This is a genomic window from Streptosporangium sp. NPDC005286, assembly GCF_040607515.1.
In the GTDB taxonomy this organism is placed as follows: Bacteria; Actinomycetota; Actinomycetes; order Streptosporangiales; family Streptosporangiaceae; genus Streptosporangium.
The window spans coordinates 15,007-41,204 of record NZ_JBEXGU010000080.1 but is presented as its reverse complement, the minus strand read 5'-3'; the positions used below and the strand labels follow the sequence as shown (position 1 = coordinate 41,204).

The 26,198-nt window shown below is 68.1% G+C and carries 22 protein-coding genes; 14 read left to right on the top strand and 8 right to left on the bottom strand.

Features of this window, described 5'->3' with window-relative positions:
• Positions 1-266: 266 nt before the first annotated feature.
• From ABZU75_RS26345 to ABZU75_RS26325, 5 genes are all read right to left on the bottom strand, one after another.
• The gene (locus ABZU75_RS26345; RefSeq protein ID WP_355559390.1) at positions 267-836 is read right to left on the bottom strand and encodes a nuclear transport factor 2 family protein; all 570 of its coding nucleotides are present in this window, start codon (positions 834-836) and stop codon (positions 267-269) included.
• Between the two features lie 182 nt (positions 837-1,018).
• Positions 1,019-1,807: a crotonase/enoyl-CoA hydratase family protein gene (locus ABZU75_RS26340; RefSeq protein ID WP_355559387.1), complete on the bottom strand. Its 789-nt coding sequence runs from the start codon at positions 1,805-1,807 to the stop codon at positions 1,019-1,021.
• Positions 1,804-1,950 (bottom strand): hypothetical protein, encoded by a 147-nt coding sequence (locus ABZU75_RS26335; protein ID WP_355559384.1) that lies wholly within the window; start codon positions 1,948-1,950, stop codon positions 1,804-1,806. Before ABZU75_RS26335 ends, ABZU75_RS26340 begins: the two co-directional genes overlap by 4 nt.
• 11 nt (positions 1,951-1,961) lie before the next feature.
• Complete coding sequence (locus ABZU75_RS26330) at positions 1,962-2,720, bottom strand: SDR family NAD(P)-dependent oxidoreductase (RefSeq protein ID WP_355559381.1); 759 nt, start codon at positions 2,718-2,720, stop codon at positions 1,962-1,964.
• A gap of 38 nt (positions 2,721-2,758) precedes the next feature.
• Positions 2,759-3,955, bottom strand: coding sequence for a thiolase family protein (locus tag ABZU75_RS26325; protein ID WP_355559378.1), 1,197 nt, complete (start codon positions 3,953-3,955; stop codon positions 2,759-2,761).
• A 131-nt stretch (positions 3,956-4,086) separates the two neighbouring features.
• Between ABZU75_RS26325 and ABZU75_RS26320 the strand changes: the two genes are divergently transcribed.
• The 6 genes from ABZU75_RS26320 (at position 4,087) to ABZU75_RS26295 (ending at position 10,959) form a co-directional block, all read left to right on the top strand.
• Positions 4,087-5,244 (top strand): acyl-CoA dehydrogenase family protein, encoded by a 1,158-nt coding sequence (locus ABZU75_RS26320; protein WP_355559375.1) that lies wholly within the window; start codon positions 4,087-4,089, stop codon positions 5,242-5,244.
• 59 nt (positions 5,245-5,303) lie between these two features.
• Positions 5,304-6,431 carry an acyl-CoA dehydrogenase gene (locus ABZU75_RS26315; RefSeq protein WP_355559372.1) on the top strand — a complete coding sequence of 376 codons (1,128 nt, stop codon included), beginning with the start codon at positions 5,304-5,306 and terminating at the stop codon, positions 6,429-6,431.
• Complete coding sequence (locus ABZU75_RS26310; protein ID WP_355559369.1) at positions 6,431-7,180, top strand: SDR family oxidoreductase; 750 nt, start codon at positions 6,431-6,433, stop codon at positions 7,178-7,180. The genes ABZU75_RS26315 and ABZU75_RS26310 overlap by 1 nt, the downstream gene beginning before the upstream one ends.
• Positions 7,181-7,190: 10 nt before the next feature.
• Positions 7,191-7,994, top strand: coding sequence for an amidohydrolase family protein (locus ABZU75_RS26305; protein WP_355559366.1), 804 nt, complete (start codon positions 7,191-7,193; stop codon positions 7,992-7,994).
• A 459-nt stretch (positions 7,995-8,453) separates the two neighbouring features.
• Positions 8,454-9,155, top strand: coding sequence for an FCD domain-containing protein (locus ABZU75_RS26300; protein ID WP_355559364.1), 702 nt, complete (start codon positions 8,454-8,456; stop codon positions 9,153-9,155).
• A gap of 841 nt (positions 9,156-9,996) precedes the next feature.
• Positions 9,997-10,959 (top strand): endonuclease/exonuclease/phosphatase family protein, encoded by a 963-nt coding sequence (locus tag ABZU75_RS26295; RefSeq protein ID WP_355559361.1) that lies wholly within the window; start codon positions 9,997-9,999, stop codon positions 10,957-10,959.
• Between the two features lie 53 nt (positions 10,960-11,012).
• Here the strand turns inward: ABZU75_RS26295 and ABZU75_RS26290 are convergent, their stop codons facing one another.
• Positions 11,013-12,233: an MFS transporter gene (locus tag ABZU75_RS26290; RefSeq protein ID WP_355559359.1), complete on the bottom strand. Its 1,221-nt coding sequence runs from the start codon at positions 12,231-12,233 to the stop codon at positions 11,013-11,015.
• A gap of 34 nt (positions 12,234-12,267) precedes the next feature.
• Between ABZU75_RS26290 and ABZU75_RS26285 the strand changes: the two genes are divergently transcribed.
• Together ABZU75_RS26285 and ABZU75_RS26280 are read left to right on the top strand one after the other, a co-directional pair.
• Complete coding sequence (locus ABZU75_RS26285) at positions 12,268-12,561, top strand: hypothetical protein (protein WP_355559356.1); 294 nt, start codon at positions 12,268-12,270, stop codon at positions 12,559-12,561.
• A 160-nt stretch (positions 12,562-12,721) separates the two neighbouring features.
• Positions 12,722-13,432: an alpha/beta hydrolase gene (locus ABZU75_RS26280; RefSeq protein WP_355559353.1), complete on the top strand. Its 711-nt coding sequence runs from the start codon at positions 12,722-12,724 to the stop codon at positions 13,430-13,432.
• Positions 13,433-13,641: 209 nt separating this feature from the next.
• On the opposite strand, the gene ABZU75_RS26275 is transcribed toward ABZU75_RS26280, so the two are convergent.
• Positions 13,642-14,064 carry a hypothetical protein gene (locus ABZU75_RS26275; RefSeq protein ID WP_355559351.1) on the bottom strand — a complete coding sequence of 141 codons (423 nt, stop codon included), beginning with the start codon at positions 14,062-14,064 and terminating at the stop codon, positions 13,642-13,644.
• Between the two features lie 47 nt (positions 14,065-14,111).
• The gene (locus ABZU75_RS26270) at positions 14,112-14,678 is read right to left on the bottom strand and encodes a hypothetical protein (RefSeq protein ID WP_355559348.1); all 567 of its coding nucleotides are present in this window, start codon (positions 14,676-14,678) and stop codon (positions 14,112-14,114) included.
• Between the two features lie 416 nt (positions 14,679-15,094).
• Here ABZU75_RS26270 and ABZU75_RS26265 point away from each other — a divergent pair, with 416 nt between their 5' ends.
• The 6 genes from ABZU75_RS26265 to ABZU75_RS26240 all read left to right on the top strand — a co-directional run bounded on the left by ABZU75_RS26265 (position 15,095) and on the right by ABZU75_RS26240 (position 26,196).
• On the top strand, positions 15,095-15,238 hold the full coding sequence (locus ABZU75_RS26265) for a hypothetical protein (protein WP_355559345.1): 144 nt from the start codon (positions 15,095-15,097) through the stop codon (positions 15,236-15,238).
• Between the two features lie 136 nt (positions 15,239-15,374).
• Positions 15,375-16,373 (top strand): DUF1702 family protein, encoded by a 999-nt coding sequence (locus tag ABZU75_RS26260; RefSeq protein WP_355559343.1) that lies wholly within the window; start codon positions 15,375-15,377, stop codon positions 16,371-16,373.
• Between the two features lie 101 nt (positions 16,374-16,474).
• A complete protein-coding gene (locus tag ABZU75_RS26255; RefSeq protein WP_355559340.1) occupies positions 16,475-17,470 on the top strand; it encodes a DUF1702 family protein in 996 nt (331 codons plus the stop codon).
• The gene (locus ABZU75_RS26250; protein ID WP_355559337.1) at positions 17,467-19,440 is read left to right on the top strand and encodes a CRTAC1 family protein; all 1,974 of its coding nucleotides are present in this window, start codon (positions 17,467-17,469) and stop codon (positions 19,438-19,440) included. Before ABZU75_RS26255 ends, ABZU75_RS26250 begins: the two co-directional genes overlap by 4 nt.
• Before the next feature lies 1 nt (position 19,441).
• Entirely contained in the window at positions 19,442-20,413 is a 972-nt protein-coding gene (locus tag ABZU75_RS26245) for an enediyne biosynthesis protein (RefSeq protein ID WP_355559334.1), read from the top strand.
• A complete protein-coding gene (locus ABZU75_RS26240) occupies positions 20,410-26,196 on the top strand; it encodes a type I polyketide synthase (RefSeq protein WP_355559331.1) in 5,787 nt (1,928 codons plus the stop codon). Before ABZU75_RS26245 ends, ABZU75_RS26240 begins: the two co-directional genes overlap by 4 nt.
• Positions 26,197-26,198: the final 2 nt, after the last annotated feature.

Here is a 26,198-nt window from a genome sequence, read left to right as displayed (position 1 = left end):
TGAGCTGGCGCGTTTCGGTGAACAAGCGATTGCGCAAGGGTTCATAATGGGGGTGTGAACACGACCGGGGATCAGCTCGGTGGCGGCACCAGGACCAGGCATCCACAACCTCTGGCGGTCACCCCCGGGAGTGGAACTCACTCCGTCCCGGCCGAGTCGGCGTTCGCAGCCACGGCAACGAGCAGTCCGGCCAGGCCGGGCGTCGCCGTGCTCGTGGCCAGGGTGGAGTTCCGTATCGGGGTTGACCGCCGAGGGGCGTCGGACCCTCAGTCGAGGAAGTCCCAGAGCCAGTCGTTCTTGGCGCCGTCGGAGTACAGGGACTCCGGCCAGTCCGCCGGACGGTGATCGCCGTAGGCCCGGACGCTGTTCCTGTCCCCCAGGCCCTCGGCATACTCGGTAACCGGCAGGTAGTACATGTAGGACATGAGACGGGCCGCGAACCGCCAGGCACCGTCGACTCGGCGGTAGACGTCCTTGTAGCGCAGAGCCACGAGCATGGTGACCCCGTTCCGAGCCACCTCGGCGTGTGACGCGAGCAGACCGTAGGCGACGTCCGGGTCGGACTCATCAAATCGGATCACATGGCCGTGAGTGAAGTGATTTGTCGGGCCTAGGACAGCAAACCGCCCCAGATAGGTGGTGACGATCTCCTCCATGCCGGTGGCGGCGAACACTCCGTCCTGGGAACGGAGTGTGGCGTCCTCGCAGAAGATCCTGCGGATCATCGCCTCGTCGCGCTCGTCCATCGCGTAGCCGTACAGAACGCCGAGTTCCTGGATGGCGTTCCGGTCCTCGAGCTTCGCAAGACGCGCCGCCAGAGATCGTTCGTCAGACATTGAGGCCCTTCCCTCTCCACTCGCCGGCATCGGCCGGCTTAAATATTAATAATTACAATCATCATGCTGACCGGGTGACCCGGCGCGATGCCGGGCGCAGGAGCGCCGGGATGAACGGGCAAGGGGCTTGGTCACCGGAGTCGGCAGGTCTCAGCCAACCCGGCCGCCTCACTGCCGCGCGTTCAGCGACCCGTCCAGCGAGGAGCGCGCTTCTCCACGAAGGCCAAGGCCCCCTCCTTGGCGTCGGCGGACTCGCGGATCGGGTTGACGTACTCCTCCTGGCGGTCGAACTTCTCGTCGAGCGGCCAGTCCGTGGAATTCACCAGGACCCGCTTGGAGGCCGCGAGCGCCAGCGGCGCGTTCGCGGCGATCTCCTCGGCAAGCTCGAGCGCGGCCCGCAGCGCGCCGCCCGGCTCCGCCAGACGGTTGACCAGATGGACCTCAGCGGCATCGGGAGCCGGCCACATACGCCCGGTGAGGACAAGCTCCATGGCCAGATGGTAGGGAACGCGGTGCTGAAGGCGGAGGAGTCCGCCGGCCGCGGCGGTGAGCCCGCGTTTGACCTCGGGAAGCCCGAACTTGGCCTCGCTGGAGGCGACGACGAGGTCGCAGGAGAGCACGATCTCGAAGCCGCCCGCCAGCGCGTAGCCCTCGACCGCCGCGATCAGCGGCTTGTTCGGGGGGCGCCGCACCAGCCCGGCGAAACCGCGGCCCTCGACGACCGGCCGCTCCCCACGGGCGAAACCCTTCAGGTCCATGCCCGCGCAGAACGTGCCTCCAGCTCCGGTGATGACCGCGACGCTGAGGTCGGGACGCTCGTCGAGCATCTCAAGGGCGTCGGCGATCTGGTGGGCCATCGCCATCGACATGGCGTTCCTGACCTCGGGGCGGTTCATGGTGAGCACCAGGACCCGGCCGCGTTCCTCGACGAGGAGCTCGGGGGATTCGGTGCTCGCGGCTGTCTCACTCATGCTTTCTCTTCCTCGACCTTCTTCTTGACCCGGTCCGCGCCACGGGAGCCGATGACCCCGCTGAGGCCGGCGGTCGCGCGCCGGTGGGCGGGCTCGCGCCCCCGGGGTCCGATGCCGTCGACGACGGCGTTGGTGTCCGTCATGGGTCCCCTGGTCAGCGGGGAGCCATGCGCATGGCGCCGTCGAGGCGGATGGTCTCGCCGTTGAGCATCTTGTTCTCGATGATCTGCAGCGCCAGCGAGGCGTACTCGTCTGGGAGGCCCAGGCGGCTGGGATGCGGGACCGACTTGCCGAGGGAATCACGCACCCCTTCGGGGAGCCGGGCCAGGATCGGGGTGTCGAAGAGCCCCGGAGCGATCGTGGTCACCCGGATCAGCTTCGAGGCCAGGTCGCGCGCGGCCACCAGCGTCATGCCGACCACCCCGGCCTTGGCGGAGGCGTAGGGGATCTGGCCGATCTGGCCCTCGTACGCCGCGACCGACGCCGTGAGCACACAGACACCCCGCTCCTCGTCGACCGGGTCGTTCTTCGCCATCCGGGTCGCGGCGAGCCGCAGCACGTTGAACGTGCCGATCAGGTTGATCCGGACGACGTTCTCGTATGTCTCCAGTGACCCGGGGTTGCCGTCCCGGTCGACCAGACGGACCGCACCGCCACGCCCTGCGCAGTGGACGACCGCCCGCAGCGGAGCCACGGCCTCGGCGAGATCGAGTGCGGCGTTCACCCCGTCGGGGTCGGTCACGTCAGCGGGCGCGAAGCGGCCGTTGAGGTCCTCCGCCACTGTCTTCCCCTGCGACTCCGGCAGGTCGAGGATGACCACGTGGGCACCCCGTTGGGCGAGCCGGGCGGCCGTGGCGGCTCCCAGGCCGGAGGCGCCACCGGTGACGACGACCGAGGCTCCGTTGACATCCACGATGAATCTCCTGTTCGGAAATGGTGATGGGGTAATGGCTACAGGCGCTCGATGATCGTGGCGTTGGCCATACCACCTGCCTCGCACATGAGCTGAAGACCGTAGCGCTGCCCGTTGTCCTCAAGCGCGTGCAGCATCGACGTCATGATCCGGGCTCCGGAGGCGCCGAGCGGATGACCGAGCGCGATCGCTCCGCCCCTGGGGTTGACCTTGGCCGGATCGACGTCGAACTCAGCGAGCCAGGCGAGCGGAACCGGTGCGAAGGCCTCGTTGATCTCGATGTGGTCGATCTCGTCGAGCGTGAGTCCGGAGCGCTCGAGGATCCGGTGCGTCGCCGGGATCGGAGCGGTCAGCATCAGCAGGGGGTCGTCACCGCACACGGCCATGGAATGGACGCGCGCACGCGGGGTGAAGCCGAGTTCGTCACACTTCTCGCGACTCATCACCAGCAGTGCGCCGGCGCCGTCGGTGATCTGTGAGGAGTTGCCGGCCGTGATGCTCCAGCCGATCTCCGGGAAGCGCCGGGACAGGTCGTCGCGTTCGAAGACCGCCTTCAGGGTCGCGAGCTTCTCAACGGTGCTGCCGGGGCGGATCGTCTCGTCTCGGTCCACGACGCCGTTCGGGGTCTGGATGGCGAGGATCTCGCGATCGAACCACCCGGCGTCCTGTGCCGCGCCGGCGAGCCGGTGTGACCGTACGGAGTACTCGTCGAGGGCGGTACGGTCGAGCTTCCATTTCGCCGCGACGAGTTCCGCCGCCACGCCCTGGGAGACGAGTCCGGGCGCGAAGCGCTCCGCGACCTGCGTGCCGTACGGGTCGGCGTCCATGCGCGCGGAACCCATGACGACGCGGCTCATGGACTCGATGCCGCCGGCGATCGCGATGTCGTACGAGCCCGCCCTGATCGCCTGGGCCGCGAAGTGCACGGCCTGCTGACCCGATCCGCACTTGCGGTCGATCGTGGCGGCGGGCACGTGTGGCGGGAGACCCGCGCCCAGCCAGGCCATCCTGCCGGGGGTGGCGGACTGCTCACCCACCTGCGACACGCAACCGATCAGCACATCGTCCACGATGCCCGGGTCCAGGTCATTGCGGGCCAGCAGGCCGGTCAGGGTCTGGGCCAGGAGGTCGACCGGATGGACGTCCGCAAGAGCACCTCCGCTACGGCCGCGGCCACTTGCGGTCCGGACCGCGTCGACGATCACAACATCAGCAAGAACTTGCGCAACTCCCATGGGTATTGTTTATCATGATATTCATCATAGTGTCCATGGTGGCCGCCCGGTCACCACCCCCTCCTCCGCGACCGTTGACGGCCACACGCGAGGAATCTAGAATAATGATTACATTCGAAAGAACGGATGCCATGTCTGCCAGTGTCGATGAGCATCAGGAGATCCGTGCGCTGGCCGCGCGTGTTGCCGCAGAGGTGTACGCCCCCATGGCGGAACAGCTCGACGTGGATCGGACGCCGATCTCACTGGAACAGCGCAAGCGGCTGGGCGACCTCGGTTTCCTCGGCATCGCCCACCCGGAGCGGTTCGGAGGCTCGGGAGCTCCGCTCTCGCAGGCCCTGGCCGTGATCGAAGAGTTCGGCAAGGTATGCCGTCCGGCCGCGTTCCAGATCTTCGAGGCTAACACCGGCCCCGCACAGGTGATCAACCACCTCGCCACCGAGGAGCAGCGCGAGCGATGGCTGCCCGCCATCATCTCCGGTGACAGGACCATGGCCGTGGCGATCTCCGAGCCTGACGCGGGCTCCGCCGCGACGGACATGCGTACCACCGCGAAGCCGATGAACGGCGGCTACGTCATCAACGGCGGCAAGCGGTGGATCTCCAACGGCGGCGAGGCCGACCAGTACCTGGTGTACTGCCGGCTCAGCGACGCCCCCGGCTCCAAGGGCATTGGCGCGGTCCTCGTCGAGAAGGGCATGCCGGGCCTCAGCTTCGGCGCTCCGGAACGCCTCATGGGTTTCCGTGGCATCCCCTCCGCCGATGTCATCTTCGACAACGTGCAGGTGCCCAAGGAGAACGTCGTCGTTCCCGCCGGTGACTTCGGCAAGCTTTTTGGTGTCTTCTCGATCGAGCGGCTCGGCAACTCCACCATGAGCCTGGCGATCGGCCAGGAGGCGCTGAACCGTACGATGCGATATGTCGAGGAGCGCGAGCAGTTCGGCAAGCCTCTGATCGAGTTCCAGAGCGTCCAGGTGATCCTCGCTGACATGGTGCTCCAGGTCGAGGCCGCCCGGTTGCTCCTTCAGCGCGCGGCAGCCGGCGCCGACACCGGCCTGCCCGACCCGCTGCAGGTGTCGCTCGCCAAGTGCACCGCCAACGAGATGGCCAAGCGGGTCACCGACCTGGCCATGCAGCTGCACGGCGGCAACGGTTACACGGAGGAGTACGGTATCGAGCGCCTGCACCGTGACGCCCACGGCTGGGCCATCGCCGGCGGTACGCCGACCATGCAGCGCATCCGCATCGTCACCGAACTGCTCGGTCGCAGGTTCGACCAGCGTCGCTGAGCCCAGCCGTACTCCGCCGAGACCTCAACAGGAGAGACAGCATCGTGGAAGATGGGCAGATGTTCGATCTGAGCCCGCGTCATCGGAAGATCCAGGAGATCGCGCGTGCTGTCGCGGCTCAGGTCGACGAGTTCGCGAACGAGGCCGATGAGTGTGTCGAGGTGCACCCGGGTGTCCTGCGGGCACTGCGTGAAAGCGGCCTCGCCCGGCAGGTGGTGCCGGCGGCGTACGGCGGCGAGACCGAGGTCCTCGACCCGCTGTCGATCGTGGTCGTCCGTGAGGCGCTGATGTACAGCTCGGCTCACCTGGACTCGCTGTTCGGCATGCAGGGGGTGGGCAGCTACTCGCTCGCCGTAGGAGGCTCCGACGAGCTCAAGAGCCGGTGGCTGCCCCAGGTGGCCCGGCTCGACGCGATTGCCGGTCTGGCGCTGACCGAGCCGGACGTCGGCTCGGACCTGCGGGGGGTGACCACGACGATCCAGGCCGTTCCCGGCGGAGTGCGCGTGCACGGGCGGAAGTCGTTCATCACCAACGGCGGCGCCGCCGACTTCTACTGCGTGCTCGGAAAGGAGGACGAGGGCTACTCGATGGTCCTCGTTCCCGCTGACACACCCGGCCTGACGATCACGCGGGGCGACGACCTGATCGCGCCTCACATCCTCGGTGAGCTCGACTTCGACGACGTCGTGGTGCCCGAGGGCAACCGGCTCGGCGTACCGGGCAAGGCGTTCTCTCTCATGCTGCAGACCCTCGCGGTCTTCCGGGTGACGGTTGCGGGTTCCGCGGTGGGCCTCGCCCAGGCCGCACTCGACGAGGCGCTGCGGCACGCGAAGACGCGGCAGCAGTTCGGCCGGCCGCTGATCGACCTTGGTGCCGTCTCGCAGAGCGTGGCCCTGTCCTGGACCGAGGTGGAGTCGGCCCGGGCGATCACCTATCGGGCGGCGGCACTGGCCCAGTCCGACCCGCTCGCCCACCTCGACTACTCGTCGATCGCGAAGGTCAGCGCCACCGAGGCGGCCGGCCGCGTGGTCGACCGCTCAGTGCAGATCATGGGCCGGTTCGGCCTGGTGCGTGGTTCGAAGATCGAACGTCTGTATCGCAACGCCCGTCCGCTGCGGGTCTACGAGGGTGCCACCGAGGTGCTGCTCGACTCGCTCGCGCGCCGGTTGTCGAAGGGAGTCTCCTGATGGACCTCGGACTGCGTGACAGCGTCGTCCTCGTCACCGGTGCCAGCCGGGGGCTCGGAGCGGCGATCTCCATCCAGCTCGCGGCCGAGGGCGCATACGTCGTGGCCGCCGCCCGCTCCAAGGACAGCCTCAGCGACCTGGCGGCCAGGGGTGAGGGCCGCATCTCGATCATCGAGGCGGACATGCGCGACGAGGCTTCCGTCGTCGGCCTCGTCGACGAGGTCATCGCGCGGCACGGCCGGATCGACGGGCTGATCAACAACGCCGGGGTCGCGCCCGCCGGGAAGTTCGTGGACCAGGACCCGCAGATCTGGAAGGACACGATGACGGTCAACGTCATCGCGCCGATGCTGCTCGCCCAGGCCGCCGGCCGGCACATGATCGCGCAAGGTGACGGCCGGATTCTCAACGTGGCCTCGACGACGGGTGTGCGCGGCAAGCCGTACCTGGTCGGCTACTCCACCTCGAAGGGCGCGATGATCCGGATGACCGAGGCGCTTGCCGCCGAGTGGGCCTCGAAGAACGTGCGGGTCAACGCGATCGCTCCCGGCGCGTTCCAGACCGACGCCCAGAAGGCCGTGCTCGAGTCCCCCGAACTGCTCCGGCGGCGGGTCGCGAAGATTCCCGCGGGCCGGATGGCGGACCCCTCCGAACTCGTCCCCCTCGCCTGTCTGCTCGTTTCGCCCCTCTCCTCGTTCACCACAGGTGCGATCTTCGTGGTCGACGGCGGCGAGTCCGGCAAGTTGTGAGGGTATCCCCATGATCATTGACGCTCATACGCACGTCTGGCCCGACAAGATCGCCGGGATCGCGCTGGGAAGCAACCGGGTCCCGGGTCTTGAGCCCCGCGGTGACGGAACGGTCGGCGGCTTGACCCGCCAGATGGAGTCGACCGGCGTGGACATCAGCTGCTGCCTCGGGATCGCCAACGAGGCCCGGCACGTGGACAAGGTCAACGCGTTCGTGGCCGGGCTGATGTCGGAGAAGCGCATCGGCTTCGGCACGGTGCATGTGGACCTGCCGGTCGAGGAGAACATGGCGAGCCTGCAGCGGCATGGTGTGAAGGCGGTGAAGCTGCACCCGCTGTTCCAGAACTTCGCGCTCGACGACAAACGGCTCTGGCTGATCCTCGAGGCCTTCGGCGGCGACATCGCCGTGATCACCCATGTCGGCGAGGGCGGCGACGCGCGCACCAACAGTCTGTCGAGCCCGAAGATGATCGCGGACATCGCCAGGCAGTTCCCGGATCTGCGGCTGATGGCCTGTCACTTCGGCGGTTACAAGATCCTCGACGATGCCGAGGAGATGCTCTCCGGCGCGGACGTCGTGCTGGAGACATCCTGGCCGCCGAGCCTCGCGACCCTGCGACCGGACCGGGTACGCCGGCTCATCCGGAACCACGGCGCGGAGCGGATCGTGTTCGGCTCCGACTGGCCGATGACCGACCCCGGGGCGGAGATCGCCGCCATCGAGGCGCTCGGACTCACCGACGACGAGAGCAAGTCGGTGCTGGGCGGGACGATCGCGCGGGTCCTCGGCGTCGATTCGCCGTGGGCGCGCTAACCTTGTGTTCCATGAGAAAGGGCCGGGATGGTCATCCCGGCCCTTTCTCATGGAACTCCCGCAGGGGCGATCGTGTGGGATAGAGGTCAAAGCCGTGAAGCTGGGAATCGGTGATCACCGTCATTGGGCCCGCACCGGAGGCGGCCGGGAGCGGCTCTGAGCAACCGGCTCGCCTCGCCGAGCGGACGGCGGGCAAGGCGTGTTCGCGTACCGGTAGGAATGCGTCGATACGGTGCGCCGGTCGCGGGGCGTCCGTGAAGGGGCGCGGCGGTCACCGGGAATCACATGCCAACGGGCAGGAAGCCAGTACTATCCTTGATCACTTCCTGATCGATATCGTGTGGCGAGATTGATGCATACGATAATTAGCATCAGATGTGGGTGCACCATTTCATCTTCGATTAGCTCTCCGGAGACGCGATGAACAACAGTTCAAGGACACGCCCGCAGAAGACCGCGGTGCTGATCGCCCGACGGATCATCGACGACGTACGGCGCAACGGATACTCCGTTGGTGACCGACTACCGTCCGAACGGCTCATGCTGGAGGATTACCAGGTGGGCCGGGGCACGCTACGCGAGTCGTTGCGTTTCTTGGAGTTGCAGGGGGTCATCTCCCTCAAGCCGGGGCCGGGGGGCGGCCCCACGCTGGAAAAGCCCGACGCGTCCAACCTCGCCACCGCCCTCGTGCTACTGCTGCAGTTCGAGAATGCGCCGTTCCGTTCCGTGGTCGAGGCGCGAGTGGGTCTCGAACCGATGATGACCCGACTCGCGGCCGAGCGGATGACGGGCGAGCAGTTGCAACGTTTGGCCGAGTCGGTCGACGGGATGCGGGAGAATCTCAATGATCGCGAGATATTTCTCGACACCAACAAGGCGTTCCACGACATCATCGCGTGGTCGTCGGGCAACGCGCTCTTCGGTTTTCTCATCGACGCGCTGCTGGGCATAATCGACGGCACCGCGCTGGGGGTGAACTATCCTCTGCACCGCCGTTCCGCCGTGCTCAAAGCGCACACACGCATCTTCGAGGCGCTCAGCGCTCATGACGGTGACTCGTCCATGGCCGCGATGGAAGCGCACATCCAGGAGTACCTGCGCTATGTGGAGAAGAAGTACCCCGAGGCGATGGCGCAGCCGGTGACGTGGGACCTGCTGTAAGACCGGTCGATCGCCGACCGTCCCGAGTGCCCCGGCCTGCGTCGCGCCGGTGACCACTCCGAACTCGCCCCCCTCCGGTTGACGTAGCCGGGATACGCCTGACCCCATCCTCTGAGAAATCCCGACAGAATGGGGTCGGCCGAGTCCTCGGACATGATCGGTCGTTGTACCGGTCGCGAGGAAGGGCGAGCGGCCACCGCGGATCGCGCTCGACGGGCTCCGGCCTTCCCCCGGCACCGTTTCCAACCGGTTCACCCACCTCAGACGAACCTGTCTTTCGCGCGTGGCGTACAGCCGCCGCTTTCAGGAAGCCTGAGCTTCTCCTCGAGTTCGCGCGTTCGTGCGCGCCCAGGGCCGGTGAGCGGCCGCGGTTCCCGGTACGCGTGGGCATGTCAGCGGCCCTTCGCCTCCAGCTTGATGACGAGAAGCTCGTGATCGGGGTTGGCGTCGTGCCACGCCTTGATGTTGTCCAGGCAGTAGTTGAGCGGCTGGCCGCGGGAGGAGTCGCGCAGCTGCCCGACGGTCGCGCCCTGCTCGCAGTTGTTGTCGTTTGATCACCGCGGTCATGGACGCGACCAGGGTGGTCATGACGGCGAGAGGGGCGGGGAAACGCAAGGCGGCCTCCGAGGGGGTGAGGAAGCGTGTCCGCGGCGTTATGGGGATTTTCAAATTTCTCGACCAGATATTGACTCAAATGAGATAAGTCCACAAGATCAGTTTCATCCCGGAAATCCGGCTAAATCGCCCAGGCGTACCACCTCACCTGAAGCCACCGACTTGCGCGGATAAAAGCTGCCAATCTCCACCGAATCTGCACAGAAGACCGTTACGCTCCCGGTTCATGATCAGATCGAGATGGGTGGGCCTGCTGCTGGTCTGGCCGATGGTGCTGCCGTTCGCGGTGTGGGCGGTGCTCAGGACCGGCGGGTGGACCCCGCTGTGGCAGTGGGTCCCCCTGGTGGCCTTCACCCCGTACGCGGCGGTGGCCTCGGTGATCCCGCTGCTCCTGGCCCTGGGGCTGCGCCGCTGGGCGGCCGCGGCCCTCGCCCTGGTCACCAGCGCGGTGCTGGCGACGGCCGTGCTCCCCCGCTACTTCGCCGACGGCGACCAGCCCGCCTCGGACGAGCGGCTCCGGGTGCTCGCCGCGAACCTGGCCGTCGGCGCGGGAGACACCGACGCCCTGATGGATCTCGTGCGCTCCCTCGATCCGGACGTGCTGGCCCTCCAGGAGCTCACCCCCGCCGCACGCGAGCGCCTGGAGGCGGCCGGCCTGCGCAAGCGCATGCCCCATGTGGTGGATCGCGCGGTCGACGGGGTACACGGCTCCGGCATCTACTCCAGGCATCCCATCACCGAGAAACCCCTGATCGCGCTGGGCAGGTTCCGGCAGGCACGGGGGGTGATCAGGCATCCGAGCGGCCACGAGATCGAGGTCGTCTCGGTCCACCCCTGCGCGCCCAGGTACGACTACAAGGTCTGGTGCTGGGACGAGGGGCTGCGGGCACTGCCCAGGCCGGGCGGGCAGCTGCGGGTACTGGCCGGCGACTTCAACGCCACCCTCGACCACGGGCTGGTACGCGACCTGCTCGGCAGCGGCTACCGCGACGCGGCCGACGTCACCGGGAACGGCCTGATCCCCACCTGGCCGCAGCAGGGCTGGGAGCCCCTGCCCGGTGTGACGATCGACCATGTGCTCGCCGACTCGCGCATGGCGGTCAACAGCTTCGGCGTCCACCCCCTGCCGGACACCGACCACCGCCCGGTCTTCGCCGAACTCGGCCTGCCCCGGTTCACGGGCCGCTGAGCCAGGCCGGGCCCATCACGGTCCGGGACAGAGCGTGATGGGCCCGGCTCGGATCACCCGGGTTCACGGACCGCTCTCCGTGAACGGGACCCGCCGAGGAACAGCACCAGGGCCAGGACGGCGTACGGCACCGCGGAGACGGTGAAGATCGTGGCGTGATCGGTCAGCGCCGAGGCCGCGGCGTAGCCGCCGTAGACGAGGATGGCCCCCAACTCGGTGCCCAGCCCGGCCAGCGAGGTCACGGTGGCACGGGCCGGACCCGTGATGCTCTCCTGCAGCCGCACGTCGGCCAGTACCCCCGCCATCTGGAAGGCGCAGAAGGCCGCCGCGACCGCGACGAACCCCACCGCGACCCCGCTGGCCGCACCCGCGCCGAGCGCCAGCGCTCCGAACGCGAGAAGGGCCGCGAACTCCCTGTCGGTGAAGCGCCGCCCGGTCGCCGCGAGCACGCCGCCGGCCGCGATCCCCGCGGAGACCAGAAGCACCACGAGTGGCACGACCTGCGTGGCGACCCCGGCACCGACCGCGAGCAGCGGGACGTACTCCTCCAGCGATCCCCACAGTGCCGTCACCGCCGGCACCAGCAGCAGCGCCCGGCGCGTCGACCGGTCGGCGCGCGCCTCCCGCAGCCCGGCGCGCAGGGTCGCGACGTAGCCGCCCGGCGAGGTCTCCTCCCGCTGCCCGCGTAGGCGATGTTCGGGAAAGGTCAGTGCGACGGCCGTGGCGAGCACGCACGCCAGGACGCTGCCCACGGCGACCAGCGGGTAGCCGCCCAGGGCGAACACCGGGGCGGCCACGGCCATGGACGTCATGACGGCGCCCGTGCCGATCGCGCGGGCGCGGCCCATGACCGCGGCGTAGCGACCGGTGGCATCCAGATGGTCGAGTTCGGTGTAGACCAGCGCCTCCAGCGCGCCCGACTGCAGCGCTCCCGAGGCGCCCCACAGGCCGAAGCCCGCGGCGAACACCCAGTAGGAGGGGGCGGCGACCCACAGGCCGAAGCCGACGGCGGCCAGTAGCGGCGCGAGGGCGAGTAGCCCACGCCGCGAGACGGCATCTGCCCACACTCCTGACGGGACCTCCATAACGACGGAGGTCAGTGACCAGACCACCAGGAGCGAGGAGATTTCGGCGGTCGACAGGCCCGTGTCGACGAAGAGCAGCGTATAGAACGGGTAGAGCAGGACGAACTCATCAAGAAAGGTGTAGGCGTAGAGCGTCGCGGCCAAGCGCTTCGCGCGCCCGCCGGGCGCGCGAAGAGAAGAAGTGGTCATGAGGTCCTTCTCGCGGGGACTGTACGGACTCGGGATGCTCGGCATCTCCGGAGGTCCGCGGCAGCACGCGCCAGACCGACCTATCGTTCAGGATCAATGTCGCCAGGTCATACCACCGACCCTACCCTCCCGCCTCCTGTTTTCTGGTTCGGCCGCGACCACCCGGGCCGAAGAGCCGATCACCCCGTTCGCCGCGGCGGCCGAGCGTCTGGACGAGATCGTCGGTGTCGGGATGATCTCCGCCCAAGAGCTTGAACGGCTCACCGGTAAGGAGGTCACCCTTGACCACTCCTCACACTCGCAGCCTCATCTCCCGATCATCGGCTGAGATTCGCCGCCATCTGCCCGGCTAAGGTCTGATCTTCGAGTTAGATCAAGCTCAGGAGATCCGCGATCAGGCAACGGCCGACTCGCCATTCGTTCCGATCGTGGCCCATGGCACCGCACCGCCTGCCTCGCGTCCTATCCACCGAGAAAGGAGAGACCCCATGACCATCTTCGTCTTACTCCCCGGCCCCTGGATGGGGGCATGGGCCTGGGAACCGGTCGCCACCCGCCTGCGCGCCCTGGGCCACCAGGCTCGCCCTCTGACCCTGCCAGGCCTGGACAGGCTCTGCGGCGACGTCTCCCACATCGGCCTGAGCAGCCATGTCGACCATGTTCTGGCCGTACTCGTCACCGCAGACCTATGCGACGTCGTCCTGGTCAGCCACAGCTACTCCGGCATCGTCGCCGGTCAGGTCGCCGACCGCGCCTCCGACCGCGTCGCTCATACGGTCTACGTCGAGGCGGTCCTTCCCCGCCACGGCCGGTCGATGCTCCAGGCGTTCCCCCCTGATCAGCAGCCTGATGAGAACGCCCTCATCGCCGACAACCACGGCTGCTGGCCCGCCCCCGACGCCGACCTCCTCTCCGAGGACACCGACCTCACCCCGTACCAGGCGCAGTGGCTGGCCGACCGCTGCGTCGGCCATCCCGGTCGCACGATCACTGAGCCGGCCGTTCTGCAGCGACCCCTCGCCGAGCAGCGCGCCACCTACGTGGTCTGTGCCAAGGACCATGTCGACGATCAGCTGACGCCTGATATCGCGGCTCTGCGGACCGCCCCGACCTGGACTTTCCATACCATCGACACCGGTCACTGGCCCATGTTCACCGCGCCGGACGAACTGGCCGCACTCCTCGACCGGATCCACTGACGCCTGTACACGGTGAGGAACACGCCGACGTTGGAGATGACCGTCGGCTTCTTCTCCGACCGGCCCGGCCAGGAGCAGGGCACAGAGGTGCGCCTGACCGGGCCGGGCCAGGCCCGGTGAGTACAGCGGGGCGGGAGACGGGGAACCTCCGGGGGCGGGCGAGGCGGCCCCGACCGCCCCCTCCCCTCTCCCTCGTCGCGAAACGCCGATCAGGCCATCGGCTCTGGAGCCGGTGGCCCCGCAATCGGCCGGCGCAACAAGCGGGCGTGCGGATAGGCCAGAATCGCCGTCCCAGCGACGAGCATCAACACCGTGAACACCCATTCCGACGAGCCTTCCGGGCCGTAGACCCGGTTCATCCGCCCGACGTCGACGGCCTGGGTCTCCCTGCCGGTGTAGTGCGAGTCGCGACTGCTGCCGTGGAGCGTCACGCCGATCCGACGCACCACACCGTCGTCGGACCGGAACCTCCCGATCCAACTGCAACTCTCGTGCCCGGGATGCTGGACGCAGTAGAGACGCTCCGCGGTGAACACACCGGGAGTCCCGTCCGCACGGGCCGCACGCACGACTGGACCGATGTTCGGCACGGCGATGTACAGAAGAAAGGCCCCGATGAGGGTCAGCGCCATAGTAAAGATCGGCGAGTGCCCGTGCCCGGCCGGTCGGCCCGTCGTCGTCACCGCGCGGGAGCGAGTGCGCAGCCGCAGTACATCCGGGCACGTTCGGATTCACGGGGACGCCGGTGCAGGAGCATGGCCACCACCATGGGTGCGAACACGATGGCGTTGTAGAACAGGTGAAGCTCCACCCTGGGGATCAGGAGCTGGATGATGCTGGTGGGCACCGGCTTGCCCAGCAGGTTGTTACCGGTCAGTACCTGCGCCAGCAGCAAGAAGTGCTCCAGGTGGTGCCAGGCCTGAATACCCAGGGCGACGTTCCACCAGGTGCGGGAGCGCCCGGTGAAACCCTTGCGAAGCAGCAGGAACCCGACGAGCATTATCAGCGCGTAGCCGTAGTGCATCCATTCCGACTGCACCAGCCATGGGAAGGGCACCCCAAGCACGCCGCGGGCTTCGGGCAGGGGCCAGTCGAGGAAATAGATCTGGACCGCCTGGGCGAGGTGCTCCGCCCAGTGGGCCAGCACGATCACGAGGAAGACGCCTAGCGCCATCCTGTGATATCGGCCGTTGAGCGCCGACGGTTGGACGATGGCATTCTGCCTCGGAGTTGTCCGGTTGGCCATGTGTGACCTCCTCGTCGTAGGGGGCAGGACGACGTGCCTCACGCGATGGCATCGTGTCCGCCCAAGTGTCAGCACCCGGACGGGCTCCGGCATCTCTGGACGTGCTGACTCCACCGAGCGGCAGGCCGGTCGAGCGCGCTCTCATGTGGCCGACTCTTCCCCCGGGCAGGACCTTCCGAGCCATGCCTGGCCGTGCGGCCCGGCGCACCGGCGCCCGGGCCCGCCGAGCCGATAGCGCATTTTGAGAAAAGCGTCGCTTCGGCCGGAGCCTCACCCTAGGAGGAGCGTGGTGTGCCGCACGGTTCAGGTGATGAAACGCCACCGCATGAGATCCCCATCTCCGAGGAGAGGTACATGGCACGGGACGGCGTCACTGCCCAAGTCCGAGGAGAGGTGCCCGGTGGTGAGTCACCCTGGTGTTCATCGACGGCCATCTCCCGCGCGGGCGCGGGCCGGTCGTCCTGCTCGGCGATCTCGCCGGCTTCCCGCGCACGACCGTCCAGCCGACCGGTTTCGTCGACCAGACGCCCCTGATGACTTCACCCTTGAATCCGATGTGAACCTCCCCATGGTCCGGCCTCGATCACGAACGTATCCGGCCGGAAAACACCGACAGAGAAACGCAGCCCCAAAACGCCATAGGGGACTTCACATACGACCATTATCCGATCGGGTCCGAAGGCGAATTCAGAAGGCATGATGTCGACTTTATCTGGCTCCTTGCGCAGGCTTCTGCTGGCTCCGCCCCTAGCCGATGTGACTTTCGCCGGGCGAGGTTTCCCTGTGACACAGACGGACGCCACGCAGCGGCTGGAGGCCATCCCCCAGGCAGTCGTCTGCGGGTTCGAATGGGGAATCGACGCCCGAGGTCAATGGGAGGTCGAGCGACGGTTGAGCATGGTGGAACCCGAACTGCAGGGGTTCGCCTACGAAGGTGCGACGATGGCCCTCACCATCCTCGACGCCATGAGCGGCGGTCGTGGTCATCGTGTCCGGGACCTGCTGCTCGGCCCAGGACAGCCGCACATCTTCCTCACCTACATCGGTATCGGTTTCGCCATGGCACGGCTGCCCAGGCCACTGTGGAAGAAGGTCATGCCCGACCTGACCGGGTCGGCGTACTACCCGACGATGAGCTGGCTGGCGGTCGACGGCTACGGCTTCGACCGCGCCTACTTCGACACCGGGCGCTGGGTGGATGGGCAGTACGTTCCCTCGCCGTATCCGTGGGAAAACTCACCCGGCTACTTCGCACGTGCGGCCGACCAGGGCGTCGGCCGGGCGCTGTGGTTCATCCACGGCGGCCAGGTGCCGGATGTCACCGCCTCCGTGCGGCGTTTCGCAAGCCACCGGCAGGCCGATCTGTGGAGTGGCGTGGGGCTGGCCGCGACATTCGCCGGGGGCTGCGGGGCCGAGGCGCTCTCCGTGTTGCGCCGGGAGGCCGGCGCACACCGGCCGGAACTGGCTCAGGGCGCGGTCTTCGCGGCCAAGGCCCGCAGTTACGCGGGCTTCATCCCGACGCATACCGAGATGGCCGTGAGCGTCCTGGCGGACCTGTCCCTCCAGGACGCCGTCACTCTCGCCGACGACACCGAGGTGAGCCCTCACGGCTCCGGCCCCGTTCCGCAATACGAGCTTTGGAGGCAAAGGGTGCGGGCGCGCTTCCCGGCCTCCGGCGACCCCGTTTCCGCTTGATGCCGGCTCCTGTTGAAAACGTGAGCCGAGGGCGCCGGGCGAGCATTCTTTAATTAGCTCCGAAGTTGGATTCGATTGATAAGCGAACTCACCGAAGGGTTTTGGGGGAAAGGAAATTGAAAAAGGCTCTACGGTCGTTGCGGCGTCATATTCTGACGCCCGGCGTCTCGGAGACGAAGATGGAAACCCGCGGTTTCCACGTGAAGAGTCCCGAGTCCCGGGAACTGCTGGAGACGATCGGCGAAACGTTCCTCCAAGGCTATGCGCACGCCATGGAGGCGCGTTCCGTCACCGAGGCGGAGGGGCGCCTGGAGGAGGTCCCCCGGCGGTTCCGCGGATTCGCCTACGAGGGTGCGGGGATGGGCTGTGCCGTCCTCGACGGATTGCCGTTCGGGAGCGGGAGCAAGGTCGACGACCTCCTCGCCGGACGGGGGCGGAACCACGTGTACATGATCTACATCGGTATCGGCTGGGCGATGGCGCGACTGCCGCGGTTCCGCTGGCCCAAGAGCACCGGCCTCGACCCACTGCTGCTGTGGCTCGTACACGACGGCTTCGGCTTCCATCAGGCCTATTTCCACACCCGGCGATACATCGACGAGCAGTATCAGGATCCCGGTTTCCCATGGCCTGCCAGCGGCCCCCGGTCCTATGCCGGCCGGGCCATCGATCAGGGCATCGGGCGGGCGATGTGGTTCATCGGCGGGGCCGACGCCGATCGGGTCACCTCGATGATCGACAAGTTCCCGGAGCGGCGTAACCCCGATCTGTGGAGCGGCGTCGGGCTCGCCGCCACGTATGCGGGCGGCGCCTCTGCGGAGGAACTGCAGAGGTTGTGCGACCGCGCGGGAACCTATCGCTCTCACCTGGCGCAGGGAAGCGCCTTCGCCGCCGAGGCCCGGGTCAGAGCGGGCCTGCTGACGCCGCAGAACGAGGTCGCGACGCAGGTCCTCTGTGGCACCACGCCGGAACACGCCGCGTGGATCAGCCTTGACACCCGTCCCGACGGGACGGTGCAAGGTGAACTACCGGCCTACGAGGTATGGCGGCGGCGCCTTGCAGATCAGTTCGCATCCCTTGGAGGTGTCACCCCGTGACAACGAAAGCCAAATGGCTGTATCGGCAACTACCTGGAATCGTCGCCCTCGGACTGATGGCGACCGTGTTCGTGGTGGGTAATCCGCACTTCGCGTCCGCGGACAAGAGAGCGGCCCTGGCGAGCAGGTACGCGTTCACGCCGTTGAGTGTCGCGATGCCCGGCGGATTCCCCCAGCAGACGATCCGCAAAGTGAACAGGGGCTACGAGAGGATCAGCGCCTGGATCTCCTCCGTCGGCGCCGCGGTCGCGATGAACGACCTGGACGGGGACGGCTTCGACAACGATCTCTGCATCGTCGACACCCGGATAGACCAGGTGGTGATCACACCTACACCGGGTGAGCGGTCCGACCGGTACGGGCCGTTCGCGTTGACCCCCGGGGCCCTGCCCATGAACAAGGCCATGGCGCCCATGGGCTGCGTCCCCGCCGACCTCAACGAGGACGGCCGCCAGGACCTGCTGGTCTACTACTGGGGCCGCTCGCCGATCCTTTACCTACAGCGGGCCGGCGCGTCGGTGCTCTCCGCCGACGCGTTCCAGCCCGCCGAGCTGGTGCAGGGCTCCGGCAGCGGCGAGTACACCGGTCCCATCTGGAACACCAACGTGGCCACCGTCGCCGACTTCGACGGTGACTCCCACCTCGATGTCTTCATCGGAAACTACTTCGCCGACGGCTCGAAGATTCTGGACGACACCGCGAACGGCGGAGAAGTGGAGATGAGCGACTCCATGTCCCGGGCCTTCAACGGCGGCCGGGACTACTTCTTCCGCTGGACCGGGACGGCGGAGGGCACACCGGCCTTCCAGAGACTGGACGACGTTCTGCCGGAGGACATCTCGCGGGCATGGGGCCTCGGAGCGACCTCCCTCGATCTCGACGGCGACCAGCTGCCCGAGCTGTACCTGAACAACGACTTCGGCCCCGACCGGCTGCTGCACAACAGGTCCACGCCGGGGAACATCAGGTTCTCACTGGTCGAAGGCGAGCGCACGCCCTGGATCCCCAAGTCCAAGACGCTGGGACATGACTCGTTCAAGGGGATGGGTTCAGATACCGCTGACCTCAACCATGACGGCATCTACGACTTCTTCGTCAGTAACATCACCACGTCGTACGGCATCCAGGAGAGCAACTTCCAGTTCGTCTCCACGGCCAAGGACCAGGCCGATCTGCGCGCTAGGCTGCGCGAGGGCGTGGCCCCGTGGGAGGACCAGAGTGCCCAGGTGCGCACCGCCTGGTCGGGCTGGGGCTGGGACGTCAAGATCCAGGATTTCAACAACAGCGGCGAGCCGGCGATCACTCAGGCCACGGGGTTCGTCAAGGGCTGGGTGAACCGCTGGGCACAGTTGCAGGAACTGGCGGCCGCCAACGACGGTGTCTTGCGCTACCTCACGTCATGGCCGGTCGTCCGGGAGGGCGCGGATCTCGCCGGAAACCAGACGCTCGCCTTCTTCGCCAAGGGCGCGGACGGTCAGTACGCCAACGTGGCCGAAGAACTCGGCCTGGCGGTACCGATCCCCACCCGTGGCATCGCCACGGGTGACTCGAACGGGGACGGGCTGGTCGACTTCGCGGTCGCCCGACAGTTCGGCCCGCCGGTGTTCTACCAGAACCAGAGCCCGGCTCCCGGTGACTTCCTCGGACTCCGGCTGACCCATGAGAGTGCGACGGACGCGAACAGCGCGGCGGCCGACACGCTCACGGCTCCCGGGTCGCCCGTGGTCGGCGCGCAGGTGAAGGTGACCACCCAACACGGTCGTACGTTCATCGGCCATGTCGACGGTGGCAGCGGCCACTCCGGCAAACGCAGCCACATGGTGCACATCGGTCTCGGGCAGAAGGTGACCGGGCCGCTGAAGGTGCACCTGACATGGCGCGACCGGACCGGCCAGGTGCGTGAGCAGGATCTCCAGCTCACCCCGGGCTGGCATTCGCTCAAGCTCGGCTCGCAGGCGAAGGAGAAGTGACATGGCCGAGAAGACGAACACCCCTCCCCATCGCGACCCGAAGATCATCAAGGCTCTCCACAGGTTCGCGATCTCGATCACGATCTTGAACATCCTCGGATATGCCTGGTGGGGATTCGAGCAGGCTTACGCGTGGCCGTTCGTGGCCCTGGCCACCGGTTACTCTGTGGAGATCGTCCTGGAGGCCATCGCGGCCCGGACCGAGGGGCGCGCGCCGAGGTTCCTCGGCAACGGCTTCCGCGGGCTCGTGGAGTTTCTCTATCCCGCGCATATCACCAGCATCGCCCTGAACATGCTGATCTACGTCAATGACCAGATCCTGATCATGATGTTCGGCGTCGTCGTTGCGATCGGCGCGAAGTGGGTGCTCAGGGCGCCGGTCCGTGGCCGCCTGCGGCACTTCATGAACCCGTCCAACTTCGGTATCACGGTGATCCTGATCGTTTTCCCATGGGCCAGCATCTCGCCGCCGTACCACTTCAGTGAGAACGTCGCCAACCCCATCGACTGGATCATCCCCGTCGTCATCATCATCTTGGGCACCATGCTCAACTCCAAGCTCACCAACCGCATGTGGCTGATCGGCGCCTGGGTTGGCGGGTTCGCGCTGCAGGGGATCATCCGAGGTTTGATCATCGACGACACCCCAATTTCCGGCAACCTGTCGATGATGACCGGCATCGTCTTCGTCCTCTTCACCAACTACATGATCACCGATCCGGGAACGACCCCGTCCAGGCCCCTCGCGCAGGTCGCCTTCGGCGGCGGTACGGCCGCCATATACGGCCTGCTCACCGGAATGAACATCCCGTACGGGCTGTTCCTCTCCACCGCCGCCGCCTGTCTGATCCGCGGCGGGTTCCTGTGGGCCCTGTACGTCGTCGACAAGGCCCGCGAGCAGGAAACGGCCCAGGCCCAGACCGGGGTGCCCCCTGCACTCGCCTCTCCCCCAGGAGAGGTCGTCAAGGTATGACCAGGATCGCGATCGTCGGCATGGCATGCCGCTACCCCGACGCGTCCTCCCCGCAGGAACTGTGGGAGAACGCCCTCGCCGGTCGCCGCGCCTTCCGCCGGCTGCCCGACGTACGTATGCGCCTGGAGGACTACTGGGACGCCGACCCGGCCGCTCCCGACCGTTTCTACGCGCGTAATGCCGCCGTCATCGACGGGTACGAGTTCGACAGGGTCGCTCACAAGGTCGCTGGAAGCACCTATCGCTCAACCGACCTCACGCACTGGCTCGCCCTCGATATGGCGGGGCAGGCATTGTCCGACGCGGGCTTTCCCCGGGCCGAGGGCCTTCCCCGCGAGCGCACCGCGGTGATCGTGGGCAACACCCTCACCGGCGAGTTCACCCGGGCCAACACCCTGCGCCTGCGCTGGCCGTACGTGCGCCGCACGGTCGGCGCCGCGCTCAGGGAGGAGGGCTGGGGCGACGATCGGCTGACCGGGTTTCTCGACAACCTCGAGACCGTCTACAAGAGCCCGTTCCCACCCATCGACGAGGACACCCTCGCCGGTGGCCTGTCCAACACGATCGCCGGCCGTATCTGCAACCACTTCGATCTCAACGGCGGCGGCTACACGGTCGACGGAGCGTGTTCCTCATCGCTGCTCTCGGTGACGACGGCGGCGAGGGCACTGGCGGACGGTGAGGTCGATGTCGCGATCGCCGGTGGAGTCGACCTGTCCATCGACCCGTTCGAGATCATTGGATTCGCCAAGACCGGCGCCCTGGCCAAGAACGAGTTCCGGCTCTACGATCGCGGCTCCAACGGCTTCTGGCCCGGCGAGGGCTGCGGCATCGTCGTACTGATGCGCGAGGCGGACGCCCGCGACGCCGGACGGCGGATCTACGCCACCGTCGTCGGCTGGGGCATCTCCTCCGACGGCAAGGGAGGCATGACCCGGCCCGAGGCCGCCGGCTACCAGCTGGCGCTGCGCCGCGCCTATGACCGGGCGGGCTTCGCCATCGAGACCGTGGAGCTGTTCGAGGGCCACGGCACCGGCACGGCGCTTGGCGACGCGACCGAGCTCAAAGCACTGGCGAGCGCCAGAGCCGCGGCCGGTCCCCCCACCAGACCCGCGGCGATCAGCTCGGTCAAGGCGATGATCGGACACACCAAGGCCGCGGCAGGGGTGGCCGGCCTGATCAAGGCCACGATGGCGGTGCACGAGCAGGTTCTGCCGCCCACCATCGGCTGTGTCGACCCCCATCCGGTGCTGGCCGAGGAACCGGTGTCGCTGCGTGTCCTGCGCAGGGCCGAGGCCTGGCCCGCCGGCGCCCCGGTGCGCGCGGGCGTCACGGCCATGGGATTCGGCGGTATCAACACCCACATCGTGCTGGAGAACGCGGCCCTGCGGCGGCGCGGCGCGCTTTCCCCCCGCACCAGGGCGCTGGCCTCATCACTCCAGGACGCCGAGTTGCTTCTCGTCGACGCGGCTTCGCCGCAGGCGCTGCGTGACCGGCTCGCGGAGCTGGCCGACTTCGTGCCGAGAGTGTCCTACGCCCAGCTCGCCGACTTGGCGGCGACGCTCCAGCGAGAGCTGCGGGACTCGCCGCACCGGGCCGCGGTGGTCGTCTCCTCACCCGACGACGCGGAACGGCAGCTAAGGAAAGTGCTGGACGCGCACGACGCGGGCGAGCCACGGCTGCTCGCCGCGAGCGGCCGGGCGTTCCTCGGCCACGTGGCCGGGACCGGCCGTGTCGGCTACCTCTTCCCCGGTCAGGGGTCGGGCCATGGCACCGGCGGCGGCGCGCTGCGCCGACGCTTCGCCGAAGCCGAGGAGATCTATGTCAGGGCCGCGTTGCCCGCGACCGGCGATATGGTGGCCACCGCGGTCGCGCAGCCGCGTATCGTGACCGGCTCCTTGGCCGGCCTGCGCACGCTGTCCACCCTCGGGGTGGAGGCCGACATCGCGGTGGGGCACAGCCTGGGCGAGCTTTCGGCCCTGCGGTGGGCCGGCGCGATCGGCGAGGAGACCCTGCTGCGCCTGGCGTTCCTGCGCGGCCAGACCATGACCGAACACAGCGAGACCGGCGCCATGGCCGGCGTTCGTGCGACACCTGACGTGGTGATCGAGCTGGTGGGCGGCCTGCCCGTGGTGATCGCAGGGTACAACGGGCCGGCTCAGACCGTTGTCGCCGGTCCGCTCGACGCGGTCGAGGCCGTCGAGCGCAGAGCCGCGGAGGCGGGCGTCCGGTGGACCCGCCTGCCGGTGTCCCACGCCTTTCACTCCCCGCTTGTGGCGCCGGCGGCCGAGGCCTTCGGCGCGCGGCTCGCCGAAGAGGACTTCGGTCCTCTCCTCAGGCGGGTCGTATCCACGGTCACCGGTGAGGTGCTGGCGTCGGGCACCGATCTCCGGGCCCTGCTGCGCCGGCAGATCACCGACTCCGTGCTGTTCGCGCAAGCGGTGGAGCGCGCGGCCAAGGAGGTCGATCTGCTCATCGAGGTCGGCCCTGGTCGGGTGCTCAGCGGGTTGGCCGCCGATGTGACGGACGTGCCCGCGGTGGCACTGGACACCGACGACGAGTCACTGACCAGCCTGCTCCGGGTGGTGGGCGCCGCTTACGTCGTCGGTGCCCCCGTCCTCCACGAGGAGCTCTTTCACGGTCGACTGGTCCGGCCGCTGGAGGTCGGGGCCGAGTTCACGTTCTTCGCCAGCCCCGCCGAACAGGCTCCGGAGGTCGCGATCCGCGGAGCCGTACGACGGGTTGCGGAGAAAGCACCCGAGGACATCCCGGTACGACCGGAGGAGCGAACCGCAGAGTCGAGCATCGATCTGCTACGCCGTCTGGCGGCCGAGCGTGCCGAGCTACCGCTCGACATGGTGCACGAGGACAGCAGGCTGCTGGACGAGCTGCACTTGAGCTCGGTCACGGTGATGCACATCATCGACCATGCCGCCCAGCGACTGGGCGTTCCTGCGGCCCAGGCGCCGATGAACCTGGCCGGCGCGAGCCTGCGCGAGCTGGCCGAGGCGCTCGACGCGGTTGCCGGGACCGCCCCGGACTCCGCCGGCGCCGCGGCTGTGCCACCGGCGGCGGGATCCGCCCCCTGGGTCAGGCCGTTCGCCGTAGACCTCGACGAGTTGCCGCTTCCCGCGCGGGCCACGCCCGAGGAGAACGGGCGGTGGCAGGTGTACGCGGCGGAGGAGACCCCTCTCGCCGAACCACTGCGCCAGGCCCTCGAACGGGAGAAGGTCGGTGCCGGTGTGCTGGTCTGCCTGCCTCAGGACTGCACGGTGGAACATCTGGAGCAGGCGCTCCGGGGTGCGAAGGCGGCCGTCGACGCTCCGGCGGGCAGCCGGTTCGTCCTGGCCCAACACGGTCGAGGCGCGGCCGGCCTGGCCAAGACGCTCCGGTTGGAGGCCCCGCACCTCCGTACCACCATCGTGCACATACCTCCGGAACCGGAGGCGGTCGGCTGGGCGGTGGCCGAGGTCGCGGCGACCGCGGACCACTCCGAGGCGTACTACGACGCGGACGGCGTACGGCGGGTACCGACGATGAGAGCGCTGCCGGTACGCGCCGCCGTCACCCGGCAGCCCTTGGACGGGACCGACGTCTTGCTGGTCACCGGCGGCGGCAAGGGCATCACCGCCGAGTGCGCGTTGGCCGTCGCCGTCGACAGCGGCGCGAAGCTGGCCGTGCTGGGCCGTTCCGACCCGGCCGACGACCAGGAACTGGCCGACAACCTGCGGCGGATGGCGGATGCCGGGGTGACCGTGCACTACATCCGGGCCGACGTTACCGACATCGACCAGGTACGGCGCGCCGTCGCCAAGGCAAGGATGGTACTGGGGCCCGTCACAGCGGTGCTCCACGGAGCCGGCCGCAACGAGCCCGCGGGACTGACCAGCCTCGACATGGCCGCGTTCCGGCGTACGTTCGCCACCAAGGTCGACGGCCTGCGCAACGTGCTGGCCGCCGTCGAACCCGGCGGGCTGCGTATGCTGGTGTCCTTCGGCAGCATCATCGGCCGGGCCGGACTGCAGGGCGAGGCTCACTACGCCACCGCCAACGAATGGCTGGCCGACCTCACCCGCGAGGTGGCCGAGCGGCACCCGCGATGCCGCACCATCTGCATGGAGTGGTCGGTCTGGTCCGATGTCGGCATGGGAGAACGGCTGTCGGTCGTGGACAGCCTGGCCCACAGGGGCATCACGCCGATCTCTCCGGAGCAGGGCGTGCAGATCATGCGGCGGTTGGTCTCCGACCCCGACGTGCCAGCCATCGTCGTGATCAGCGGGCGCACCGAGGGCATCGACACCGTCCGCTACGACCTGCCGGAGCTGCCACTGCTGCGGTTCGTCGGCAAGCCGCTGATCCGTTACCACGGGGTCGAGTTCGTCAGCGAGGTCGAGATGAACGCCGGAACCGACCTGTACCTCGCCGACCATCTCCTCGACGGCAACCTGCTCTTCCCCGCCGTGTTCGGCATGGAGGCCATGGCGCAGGTGGCGTCGGCGGCCATCGGCCGAGGTAGCGTACCTGTGATCGAGGACGCCGAGTTCATGCGGCCGATCACCGTACCGCCCGACGGCAGCGGCACGATCCGGATCGCCGCCGTCGTCACCGACGACGACACCGTGGAGGCGGCCATACGTAGTGCGGAGACCGGCTTCGAGGTGGAGCACTTCCGGGCCCGGCTGAAGTTCACCGACGAGGATGTTCCGGATGGCCCCCCCGTCCAGGTCGGTGAAGGGCTTCCGCCGGTTCCCCTGGATCCGGCCGATGAGATGTACGGGGACGTGCTGTTTCAGGGGCGGCGCTTCCAGCGGCTGCGCCGCTATCACCGGGCCTCGGCCCGCCATGTCGACGCTGACGTGGCGGTGCTGAAGGAGGCGGACTGGTTCGCCAGATTCCTCCCCGCCGACCTGCTGCTCGGCGACCCCGGCATGCGGGACGCCCTCATGCACGGCAATCAGATATGTGTGCCCGACGCCACGTTGCTGCCCACCGGGATCGAGCGGATCCACTCCGGTGGTGCCGCGTTGGCCGCAGCGGGCGAGTTACGCTACAGCGCCGCCGAGCGAGAGCGCGACGGCGACACCTACCTCTACGACATCGCCGTGCGTAACGTCTTCGGTCAGGTCGTGGAGCGGTGGGAGGGCCTGCGCCTGCAGGCGGTGCGGAAGAAAGACGGCTGCGGCCCCTGGCGGATTCCACTGCTCGGGCCCTACCTGGAGCGGACGCTCCAGGATCTGATCGGTGTCCAGGTGGCGGTTGCCGTGGAGCCGCACCACCGGGACGGCGTGGAAGGCGGCGAGGAGCATCTGGTCCGGGCGGTGGTAGCGGTGGGACGGGCACTCGGTCACCGGGAGGAGCCGCGGCACGGGCCGGACGGGCGCTTGAAGATCGACGGTGACCGGATGGTCGTGGCGGCTCATGGCGCGGGGCTGACGATGGGTCTCGCGGCGGTGTCCACGGTGGGCGGAGCCATCGCTCAGGCGACCGAGCGGCCGGCGGCCGAGTGGAACGAGTTGCTCGGCTCGCGCGCGCCACTCGTTCAACAGGTCGTTGCTCGGACGGGGGAGAGGTTCGACACCGCGGCGGCACGTGTGTTGTCCGCCGTCGAGTCGCTGCGGAGCGCAGGCTTGGCACCGAACGTTCCCCTGGCCCCGGCCCCGGCCGGGCAAGGTCCGTGGGTGGTCTTCTCCTCGGACGGTGTGTGGGTCGCGACGCTCGCCACGGCGGTGTGGAACGTCCCGGATCCGGTCGTGCTCGCAGTTCTCACCGAAGGACGGTCGTAGGT